The sequence below is a fragment of the Azonexus sp. genome (genome assembly GCF_036170495.1).
Taxonomy (GTDB): Bacteria; Pseudomonadota; Gammaproteobacteria; order Burkholderiales; family Rhodocyclaceae; genus Azonexus.
Map to the genome: position 1 here is coordinate 1 of NZ_JAVHPH010000475.1, position 8,081 is coordinate 8,081.

Annotated in this window: 11 protein-coding genes; 1 reads left to right on the forward strand and 10 read right to left on the reverse strand. The window is 60.0% G+C overall.

Annotated features, from left to right (window positions below):
• A partial coding sequence (locus ADADOO_RS17130) for a CHAD domain-containing protein (protein WP_511278725.1) occupies positions 1-365 on the forward strand: 365 nt, incomplete at its 5' end.
• A 194-nt stretch (positions 366-559) separates the two neighbouring features.
• On the opposite strand, the gene tfpZ is transcribed toward ADADOO_RS17130, so the two are convergent.
• From tfpZ to ADADOO_RS17180, 10 genes are all read right to left on the reverse strand, one after another.
• The gene (gene tfpZ, locus ADADOO_RS17135) at positions 560-1,297 is read right to left on the reverse strand and encodes a TfpX/TfpZ family type IV pilin accessory protein (protein ID WP_511278726.1); all 738 of its coding nucleotides are present in this window, start codon (positions 1,295-1,297) and stop codon (positions 560-562) included.
• 161 nt (positions 1,298-1,458) lie between these two features.
• Positions 1,459-2,001: a pilin gene (locus tag ADADOO_RS17140; protein WP_511278727.1), complete on the reverse strand. Its 543-nt coding sequence runs from the start codon at positions 1,999-2,001 to the stop codon at positions 1,459-1,461.
• A gap of 44 nt (positions 2,002-2,045) precedes the next feature.
• Positions 2,046-2,228, reverse strand: a complete 183-nt coding sequence (locus ADADOO_RS17145; RefSeq protein ID WP_511278728.1) for a hypothetical protein — start codon at positions 2,226-2,228, stop codon at positions 2,046-2,048.
• 282 nt (positions 2,229-2,510) lie between these two features.
• Positions 2,511-4,097, reverse strand: coding sequence for an HD domain-containing phosphohydrolase (locus tag ADADOO_RS17150; RefSeq protein ID WP_511278729.1), 1,587 nt, complete (start codon positions 4,095-4,097; stop codon positions 2,511-2,513).
• Between the two features lie 14 nt (positions 4,098-4,111).
• Entirely contained in the window at positions 4,112-4,879 is a 768-nt protein-coding gene (locus tag ADADOO_RS17155) for a 3',5'-cyclic-nucleotide phosphodiesterase (protein WP_511278730.1), read from the reverse strand.
• A gap of 118 nt (positions 4,880-4,997) precedes the next feature.
• A complete protein-coding gene (locus ADADOO_RS17160; RefSeq protein WP_511278731.1) occupies positions 4,998-5,702 on the reverse strand; it encodes an FHA domain-containing protein in 705 nt (234 codons plus the stop codon).
• Positions 5,703-5,717: 15 nt separating this feature from the next.
• Positions 5,718-6,539 (reverse strand): Stp1/IreP family PP2C-type Ser/Thr phosphatase, encoded by an 822-nt coding sequence (locus ADADOO_RS17165; RefSeq protein WP_511278732.1) that lies wholly within the window; start codon positions 6,537-6,539, stop codon positions 5,718-5,720.
• A complete protein-coding gene (locus ADADOO_RS17170; RefSeq protein ID WP_511278733.1) occupies positions 6,526-6,738 on the reverse strand; it encodes a hypothetical protein in 213 nt (70 codons plus the stop codon). The genes ADADOO_RS17165 and ADADOO_RS17170 overlap by 14 nt, the downstream gene beginning before the upstream one ends.
• 3 nt (positions 6,739-6,741) lie before the next feature.
• Entirely contained in the window at positions 6,742-7,698 is a 957-nt protein-coding gene (locus tag ADADOO_RS17175; RefSeq protein WP_511278734.1) for an ornithine cyclodeaminase family protein, read from the reverse strand.
• A gap of 9 nt (positions 7,699-7,707) precedes the next feature.
• On the reverse strand, positions 7,708-8,081 hold a 374-nt coding region (locus ADADOO_RS17180), incomplete at its 5' end, for a TerC family protein (RefSeq protein WP_511278735.1).

Sequence of the window (8,081 nt, forward strand, 5' to 3'; positions counted from 1 at the left end):
TCGCCCAGCAACAAATCCGCAGCCACGCCAGGAAAGCCAGACGCATGGCCCGCCGCCACGCCGAGCTCTGCCCCGAAGAGCGCCACAAAATGCGCATCGCCTTCAAGAAACTTCGCTACACGCTGGAGTTCTTCGCCCCACTACTGCCGCAGAGAAGACTACGCCCCTATCTGGCTGCACTTTCACAACTGCAGGACGAACTCGGCCTGATCAACGACCACGTCACCGCCGAAACCCTGATCGCCGAAGCCCTGGATGGACGCCCTATCGGCCCGATCCACGGCTGGATTTCCGGTCGGCACGCCCTGCTAGTCAGTGAATTGCCCGAAGTGCTGCAAACCTGGCTGGCGCAAAGCACGCCATGAAAACGGAAGAGCGGCGCGTGGGTCATTGATCGGCCTGCACGCGCGCCCCCTGCCATCGAGAAAATAAATAGGGGTCTGCCCCCTATTATTCCGACCCTTTTTTCCGGTTGACCGTAGCGAACAGCACGTTCGGCTCACCCAAAGAAAAACCGGGGCTTTTGCCCCGGCTTCCTTCAATAGGGGTCAGACCCCTATTACTCCCAAGGATTCAGATCGACGATGGCAACGACCTTTGCCGAAGCCTTGTTGATCAGCACGGTGACCGGACGCACGCGCGCCATCATCGGCAGGTAGGCGTCAGCCTCGGGCCAGCGCTGGCGAGACGCGTCGACCGCCGACTGGGGGTTGTAGCGCAATAGCTCGGCCAGAGGCTTGGCCCGTTCGCGCATCGACTCCGCCGCGTCGTCAAGCGGCCGATAAAGTTCGGGACGCTGGGCAATATCAACGCCGGCGAACAGCGCTTCAAACATGATCGTCTGACGCGCATCCGGGCTCTCCGGCCGTTGCGCAGAAACCCAGCGCGGCCCGGCCCACGGGGCCGAACGATACTCGGCAGGCGCCTCTCCCGCCTTGCGCTGATCGATCTGATAGGCCTGCACCAGATCAAAACGGTCCACGTTATAAACCAGCCACGCCGGCCGCCCTTCGGCCACCGTCCATAGCCCATAGGCAAAAGCAGCGGCCTGCAACAAGGCAATTGTGGCCAGATCGAAACGCAACGATTTCTTGCCTTGCCGATAGACTACCGTGGTCAGCAACGGGCCGATGATGACATCGACGCCGAGTACGATGAAAAAGATCTCGGTCACGCCAACCGCAGCATGCAGCGGTTGCGGATACCAGAGCAGAAAGACGACCCCAACCGCAATCACTGCCACTACGGCAGAAATCGACAAATGAATGAGGCCGGCACGTAGACGAGAAATGATCATGTGTTCGTTGTCTGGGTGAGAAAAAAAGGGAGCCCCTAAAGCTGCTTTTTTACCATTTTTCCGGTTGACCGTAGAAGAGGTCTTTTCGCTTACCCAAAGAAAAACCGGGGCAGATGCCCCGGCTTCTTTTAAATAGGGGTCTGGCCCCTATTATTTTTTTATTAACGGCACTGAGCCGGGGCGAAACGCGCAGGAACACCGGTTGCAACGAGAGCAGCGACGGTAATACCAGCTTGGGTTGCTGTCACATTGGTGGCGGAGGCACAGCCCCAGTCAATCGAACCGGGGTTACCAAAGGAGGCAGCGAGAGCCTGACCGGCACCAGCGGCGCCGTTGCGCACCCAAGGGGTCAAAGTAATCACATTCGCACCAGCAGGCAAACCAACCGCAGTCGCATTGTAGTTAATAGTGATCACACCTGTCGCAGCCGCCACCAAAAGCGAATCAACAAACTTGGAGTTGGCGCCCGTGTTGGTAGCTTGCGCATTCCAAGCTGTTGCAACGTTACTGAGATCAAGTGCCGTTGCAGCGCCATCGGTAGCAATCATCGCCTTTGTGGTTTCGGCCAAACCCAAACCTTCCGTCACTCGCGCACGCACCGTGTAATCCTGATACGCCGGCAGCGCCACAGCCGCCAAAATGCCGATAATCGCGACAACGATCATCAATTCGATCAGGGTGAAACCTTGCTGGATCTTTTTCATTTGAATCTCCTTTAGGAAAGAAGGCGGTAAAGCCGCTGAGTTACCTATAACAGTTTCCGTGCCAGCTTTTGAAAATCCCGGCCATCGACCGCCATGAAAATGGCAAACCCTTTGTCATTCATGGCCTTGGCGACTTTTGTCGGCAAAGGTAAAAAAACGTAGGCCGCGAACGCCTGGTCAGTGGTGACAATTTGCGTCATATCAAGTGGACGCAATGCGGCAGACATGCAGAAATTCAGTGACGAAACCGCAGCAATAATAGGGGACAGACCACGATTTTCCCTCATATCCCACCGTAGCTCGACAGAACTGCGCCGGCGTCACAACGGGAAAGCGGTCGCCCATCGCCAGCAGGTCCTTGTCGCCAGTCACCAGGTCATCCACACCTTGCCCATGCTGTGCGGCAAGCAGCGTGCCGAGTACGGGCGGATATGGTCATTAAGGTCAGCGACATGAACGTGGTCAAATTTCCGGGAGAAATTGCAGCGTCTGCAACGCCCTGAGAATACTCAGCAATCGACCTGATTTGCCTTCATGAACGCGCAGGCGTATCGGCGGTACACCTGGCTGCTGATGAATACGTCGTGCAGCGCCGGGTCGATGTGGCCGTTGAGGCTGAACCGCTGGAGGATGGCCAGGGCTTCAGAGAGTTTCATGCCGTCCTTGTACGGCCGGTCCTTGGCGGTGAGCGCCTCGAAGATGTCGGCGATGCCCATGATTCTTGCCTGCCAGCTCATCTCTTCGCGCTTGAGGCCTTTGGGGTAGCCTTTGCCGTCCATCCGTTCGTGGTGGCCGCCGGCGTATTCGGGGACGTTTTTGAGGTGCCTCGGCCACGGTAGTTGTTCGAGCATTTTGATGGTGGCGACGATGTGGTGGTTGATGATGTCGCGCTCGGCATGGGTCAGGGTGCCGGCGCGGATGGTCAGGTTTTCGAGTTCGTCGGCGCTGAGGAACGGGACGTCTTCAGCGTCGGCATTGCGCCAGCGATAGTCGGCGGCGATGCGCCGGACCTGCGCAATGTCTTCGTCGGCCATTTTTTCGCAGCCGATATTGGCGCGATGCAGAATCCCACGGTCGACCGGAATTTTTTGGCAAAAATCGACATACTCGCGCTCGACTTCGGCGGGGTCTGCGCCTTCGGCGAGGCTTTTCCATTTGCGAATTTCGGCGTCGCGCTTGACGACTTCAAAACGCGTGTCGATGAGATCGATGCGGTCGTAGATGGTTTGCAGCTTGGTCGCCTTGTCGACGATGTGCACCGGCGTCGTGACCTTGCCGCAGTCATGCAGCAGCGCGGCGATGCGTAGTTCGTAGCGGTCCTTGTCGGTGAGTTTGAAGTCGGCGAGCGGGCCTTCGCGGGTGGCGTCGGCGGCCTCGGCAAGCATCATGGTGAGTTCCGGCACGCGCTGGCAGTGGCCGCCGGTGTAGGGCGATTTTTCGTCGATGGCGAGGTTGATGAGTTTGACGAAGGATTCGAAGAGCGCTTCGAGTTGCTCGACGAGTTGCCGGTTGCTGAGCGCGATGGCGGCTTGCGAGGCGAGCGATTCGGCGAGCCGCTGGTCGGCCGGGGAGAATGCGCCGACCGCCCCGTCTACCGGGCTGAGCGCATTGATGAGCTGCAGGACGCCGATGATCTCGCCTTCGTGATCCTTCATTGGCACGGTCAGGAAGGATTGCGAGCGATAGCCGGTGCGCGCGTCGAACTGGCGGGTGCCGGAAAAGTCGAAGCCCTGGGCGCTGTAGGCGTCGGCGATATTGACCGTTTTGCCGGTGATGGCGGCGTAGGCGGCGACCATGCTGGCGTTGGGTGAGCCATCGTGGCGGTAGAGCGGCAGGTCGGGGAATTTGCCCGAGGTCAGCTGATCGTGGGCGCCGCCAAAGGCCAGATGCAGCGAGTCGGTGCGGACAATTTCGAAATGCAGGTGGCGTTTGTCGTCCGCAAGCAGATAGAGCGTGCCGCCGTCAGCCCGGGTGATCTGTTTGGCGGCGAGAACGATCTTTTCGAGCAACAGCTTGATGTTGTGTTCGCTGGACAGCGCGGCACCGATGTCGTTGAGCTGTTCCAGGCGGAGAAACAGGTCGTCCGGGGTTTCCATGGCAGGGGGCTCAGTCAGAACGCTAAAATCTGGTCGTTGTGCAGCATGCCAGGCGCGAAAGCCTGGAGACAGCGGTTGATTTCTGCCATGGTGACCTCGACCTGCCCGGGTTTCAAGTGCGAAAGATGGATCGCGCACGGTTGCGTCAATTTCTTCAACTCTGCCGCCAGGATATTCGGCGAATAGTGCTTCGACAACGCAGCCAGGGACGCCTCGCCGTTGGGGAAAGCGCATTCGATGATCAGGTGGCGCAGGTTGGGAATGGCGTTGACAGCCTGCCAGAATGCTTCGCATGGCCCGGTATCGCCAGAAAACGCTAGGCTGGCGGCACCGGAATCGAGGCAATAGCCAACGGCCGGGACGGTGTGATGGGCCGGCAGCGCCGAAACCTGACGCCCCGCCAGCGAAATCGGCTCGCCCAGTTCGATGCGGCGATAGCGCATGAACGGCTGCTCAGCCGAGGGAACTTGCGAAAAGTCAGGCCAGATCGCCCAATTGAAAATATGCTGGCGCAGGCTGTCGAGCACCGCCGCGCTGCCGTAGACAGTCAGCGGCTGGTCGCGGCGATCCGCCACGGTGTCGATCATCATCGGCAGCGCGGCAATGTGATCGAGGTGGGCGTGCGTCAGAAATACGTGGTCGATCGCCGCCAGTTCGGCAATCGACAATTCGCCGACGCCCGTGCCGGCGTCGATCAGGATGTCGTGGTCCACGAGGAACGAGGTGGTTCTCTGGTGCCTGCCACCGATGCCGCCACTGCAGCCGAGGACGCGGAGCTTCATGCTTGTTGGGCCTGCCGATAAGTTGGGCCGCCCCCCGGCTTACCCGGGTGCTGGCCGGTTCGGATTGTAACCCTGAGCTCCCGCAGCGGCCCGGGGAGCGGCCAAAAAACCGCTGTTTTCAGCCCTTCAGGAAGAATTCCATCTTGATGCCGGCGATTTCGATGACATCATGGTCGCCCAGCGGCACGGCCTGCGCATCGAGCGCCTTGCCGTTGACGATCGGAAACTGCCGCCCTTCGACATGGGTGATGAAATAGCCATGCGGCCGCTTGGCAATCACCGCCACCTGCAAACCGGGCTTGCCCAGCGTCGTCAGCGTCTTGGTCAGGTCGAGTTCCTTGCCGGCATTCGGGCCGTTGAGCAGTTGTACGGCGGCTGACAGTCCCGGCACTGGCGCCTTGGGCTGCGAGGCTATGCCGACACTGGATCGGCTCATGCTTTCGGTCGGTGCCAGTTGCAGCTCGGCGGGCAACTTTAGCGAACCGGAACGGATCGCCGAACTCTTTTCGAAATCGCTGGCGGCGGCGCCCGCCTGCAGATCGGCCATGTATTTGAGCTTGTACTTGCCGAGTTCGATGATGTCGTTGTTGCGCAGGAAGTGTTTCTTGATCGGCTGACCATTGACCAGCGTGCCGTTGGTGCTGTTCAGGTCTTCAAGAAAGGAGTCGGCGAGAATGGTGACGACCACAGCGTGCTCGCCGGAAATAGCCAGATTGTCGATCTGGATATCGTTCTGTGGCTTTCGGCCAATGGTCAGACGCTCCTGATTGAGCTGAATTTCCTTGAGTACCAGACCGTCCATCGAGAGGATCAGTTTTGCCATCTTGCCTTCCCCATATCACTGCAAACGAGTCAGTAGCCGCTGCCACCAACCCTTTGGCGATGCGAAATCGCCGACAATCTTGACCAGAATGACCGAGACGTTATCCCGCCCACCGTTGGCGTTGCTCATCTGCACCAGATGATCCGCCGCCAGGGCGAGGTTGCCGCCGAGCGTCTGCAGCGTAAGCGCAATTTCGTGGTCTTCGATCATGTCGTTCAAGCCATCCGAGCACAGCAACACGATGTCCCCTGACCGTACGTCGTAATCGTGGACTTCAACCTCGACCTCGGGATCGACCCCGAGCGCTCTCGTCACCAGATTCCGGTTTTCCGCATAGCGCGCCTGTTCAGGAGTGATCATCCCATTATCAAGCTGTTCCTGTAAGAGGGAATGATCGCGCGTCAGCTGCTCGAAACGGTCACCGCGCAGACGATACAGGCGCGAATCGCCAACGTGGGCGACGCATACCCGATTGTCGTAGAACCAGGCCAGAACGAGCGTCGTGCCCATCCCGGTGTACTGGGAGCAACTCTGGGCGGCATTGAAAATGGCCAGATTGGCCGCCTTTACCTCGTTGACAATATGCGCCTCGACGATGCTTGCATCATGCAAGCCCTTGCCCAGAACGGCCGGCGAGTTGATGACGCCAGCCAGGTCCTCGGCCAGTCGGCTCGTGGCCAGACCGCTAGCGACCTCGCCAGCGTTATAGCCGCCCATGCCATCGGCCAGGATGGCCACGCCAAGACCAGCGTCGGCGAAGACGGCATCTTCGTTATGCGAACGGATCACGCCCGGATCGGTGCGCACCGCCATCTCGAGGGCGTCAGCCAGTTTCATCGAAAAAACTGAGACGAAAAAAATCTGCGGCGCGGCGGATTTTCAGCAAAAAGAGGCGGCAGAACAGCGCGTGTCCCGAGATATATATCTGCTGAACGCCAAGCACCCCCGAGCATTTTTCCTCCGTCGATAGCTGTGCAACCATGAAACAGGAGGCACAAAACGGTGACATTCTTACCTGCCGTTGCGTTTCGGTCAAACCTCATTCCATGGGGATCTGACGGCCAAGCCCGCTGGCCTTGGCTGCTGCCAGCAGGCGCACCGCCACGGCCAGATCCTGAATAGCCATGCCCTGCGATTCGAACAGCGTCATCTGCTCAACCGAGGCCCGCCCTGGGTGGCGCCCGACGATCACCTCGCCGAGCTCGACCAGTTGGCGCGAATGCAGGCGGCCCTTCTCCAGCAAAGGGAGCAAGTCACCGGCCTCGGTCAGCGCCGTCGGCACGGCATCAACGGTAACCAGAGTGCAGCGCCGGATCGCCGCCTCCGACAACTCCTGGCGAATCAGCGAATTGGAACCCGCAGCGTTGATGTGCACGCCGGGCTCCAGCCAGGCTGCGTCGAACAGCGGCTGAGCCGCCGTCGTCACCGTGCCGATGACATCGCTGCCGCGTACGGTATCTTCCGCACTGCCTGCTGGCTCGACGGCAACACCGGTCGTTTTGCTCAGGCGCTGGCAGAAATCGTGCAGCTTATCGGCCTGACGGCTGAACACTTTCACCCGCGCCAGCGGCAGGACGGCACAGATCGCCCGGACATGGCCCTCGGCCTGCCAGCCGGCGCCAAAAACACCGGCCACGCTGGCGTCGGGCCGGGCCAGCCAGCGGGCCGCGACACCACTCGCCGCGCCGGTACGGATCATGCCCAGATAGTCGGCCTCGATAACAGCCTTGAGACGCCCCGTCGCGGCGTCGAACAGATGGACGAGAAAACGGTTGCCGCTCTTGTTACTCGTATAGGCCTTGTAGCCAAGGACGCCTTGCGCCGGAAGCGCGCCCTGAAGAATATGCAGCACCGTCTGCGGCAGGCGGCTGCGCGCCCGCGGGGTATCGATGGCCAGACCGTTGGCCAGATCGCGATGCGCCGACTCGACGGCTTCGAGCGCCATTTCTACGGTCAACAGGTTTTTTACGTCATTTTCCGAAAGAAACAAGGCCACGATTTTCCCCTAAACGATGGTGACGTCCTGCCGGGCGAGAATCCGTTTTTCCAGCCAGCGACCGACAATGACCACCAGCAGCGCCCCAACAACTCCGGCCGCCTTGGCCGACCAATCGGGCAATTTCGGCAGCATGGCCGTGACCCCGGGATCGGAAAAAATCATTTGCCCGGCGACGTAGCCGAGCAAAGCGGCGCCCAACAGGACAATCGACGGGAAACGCTCCATCCAGTGCAGGATCAGCTGGCTCGACCAGACGATCAGCGGGATGCTGACGGCCAGCCCGAAGAACAGCAGCATCAGGCTGCCGTGGGCGGCGCCGGCCACCCCAATGACGTTGTCCAGGCTCATCACGAAATCGGCGACGACGATGGTTTTCACCG

What these genes read in the sequence shown, in the direction of transcription:
- ADADOO_RS17160 (WP_511278731.1), bottom strand. Translation starts at nt 5,702, where the DNA reads ATGGCAAAACTGATCCTCTCGATGGACGGTCTGGTACTCAAGGAAATT.
- ADADOO_RS17140 (WP_511278727.1), bottom strand. Translation starts at nt 2,001, where the DNA reads ATGAAAAAGATCCAGCAAGGTTTCACCCTGATCGAATTGATGATCGTT.
- tfpZ (WP_511278726.1), bottom strand. Translation starts at nt 1,297, where the DNA reads ATGATCATTTCTCGTCTACGTGCCGGCCTCATTCATTTGTCGATTTCT.
- ADADOO_RS17155 (WP_511278730.1), bottom strand. Translation starts at nt 4,879, where the DNA reads ATGAAGCTCCGCGTCCTCGGCTGCAGTGGCGGCATCGGTGGCAGGCAC.
- ADADOO_RS17150 (WP_511278729.1), bottom strand. Translation starts at nt 4,097, where the DNA reads ATGGAAACCCCGGACGACCTGTTTCTCCGCCTGGAACAGCTCAACGAC.
- ADADOO_RS17145 (WP_511278728.1), bottom strand. Translation starts at nt 2,228, where the DNA reads ATGTCTGCCGCATTGCGTCCACTTGATATGACGCAAATTGTCACCACT.
- ADADOO_RS17165 (WP_511278732.1), bottom strand. Translation starts at nt 6,539, where the DNA reads ATGAAACTGGCTGACGCCCTCGAGATGGCGGTGCGCACCGATCCGGGC.